Raw genomic sequence first — 1,518 nt, forward strand, 5'->3', positions numbered from 1 at the left:
TGCGCCGCCGTCCGCAGCGCCCGCAGGCGCCCAGGCGGCAGCCGCCGCCACAGCCGCCCGCGCATCAGCAGCGGCCCCAGCGCCAGGCCCAGCCTCCGCAGCGGTACGCGCCTCAGCCGCCTCAGCCTCAGCAGCAGCGGTACGCGCCGCCTCAGCAACAGCAGTACGCTCCTCCCCAGCCGCCGCCTCAGCAGCCGGCACCGCGTCAGCCGCGCGAGCCGCGGCAGCGCGGCGCGAATCCGATGCGGATTCCCGGTCTGGGCTGCCTCAAGGGCTGTCTGTTCACGCTCGTCCTGCTCTTCGTCGCGGGCTGGCTGATCTGGGAGCTGACACCTCTTCAGGACTGGGTCGCCGAGGGCAAGAGCTACTGGACGGCGATAAGTGACGCGTTTTCGACGGTGACGGACTGGTTCTCGAAGCTGGGCGGTTCGGACCCGGGCTCCGGCTCGGGTTCGGTACCGGGGCAGTGATCCCAGGGGGGACAACCCCCGGGATCCCGTACGTAACGCCCCGATACCCGCGTACTTTGATGGGCAACGCCAGCCGCTGAGGGAGCAGTCTTGGCACGGAATATCGGCAGCCGGTACACCGCCCATCAGATTCTTGGGCGGGGCAGCGCGGGCACGGTGTGGCTCGGGGAAGGGCCCGAAGGGCCCGTGGCCATCAAGCTGTTGCGTGAGGACCTCGCCTCCGACCAGGAGCTGGTCGGACGCTTCGTACAGGAGCGCACCGCCCTGCTCGGGCTCGACCATCCCCGGGTGGTCGGCGTCCGCGATCTCGTCGTGGACGGCAACGATCTGGCGCTGGTCATGGAACTGGTCCGCGGCACGGATCTGCGTACCCGTCTCGACCGCGAGCGCCGGCTCGCGCCCGAGGCCGCGGTCGCGATCATCGCCGATGTCGCCGACGGTCTCGCCGCCGCGCACGCGGCCGGGATCGTCCACCGCGACGTCAAGCCGGAGAACATTCTGCTCGACATGGAGGGCCCGCTGGGCCCCGGCGGCGCGCACCCGGCGCTGCTGACCGACTTCGGCGTCGCGAAGCTGATCGACACCCCCCGGCGCACCAAGGCGACCAGGATCATCGGCACGCCCGACTATCTGGCGCCCGAGATCGTCGAGGGCCTGCCGCCGCGCGCCGCCGTCGACATCTACGCGCTGGCCACGGTCCTGTACGAGCTGCTCGCGGGCTTCACCCCGTTCGGTGGCGGCCACCCCGGGGCCGTACTGCGCCGGCATGTCACCGAGACCGTCGTCCCGCTGCCCGGTATCCCCGAGGAGCTCTGGCAGCTCCTCGTCCAGTGCCTGGCCAAGGCCCCGGCCTCCCGGCTGCGCGCCTCCGAGCTCGCGGCCCGGCTGCGCGAACAGCTCCCCATGCTCGCGGGCATCCCTCCGCTGGACGTGGACGAGCCCGACACGGAGCCCACCGAACCGCCCTCGTACGAGGAGCCGGGCCCGACGGGCCCCGAGGAGCCGCGCCGCCGCGGCGCGGTCCCGCTGGTCCAGGGCGCGGCACCCG

1 protein-coding gene and 1 pseudogene are annotated in these 1,518 nt (G+C 72.6%); both read left to right on the plus strand.

Annotated elements, in window-relative coordinates; all coding sequences use genetic code 11:
• Positions 1-470 (plus strand): annotated as a pseudogene (locus tag GA0115259_RS38180) (serine/threonine protein kinase); the annotation flags it as partial.
• Between the two features lie 90 nt (positions 471-560).
• The coding region (locus GA0115259_RS38185; protein ID WP_093605211.1) for a serine/threonine-protein kinase at positions 561-1,518 on the plus strand (958 nt) is incomplete at its 3' end.

Origin of the sequence: Streptomyces sp. MnatMP-M17 (assembly GCF_900091995.1) — a bacterium.
In the GTDB taxonomy this organism is placed as follows: domain Bacteria; phylum Actinomycetota; class Actinomycetes; order Streptomycetales; family Streptomycetaceae; genus Streptomyces.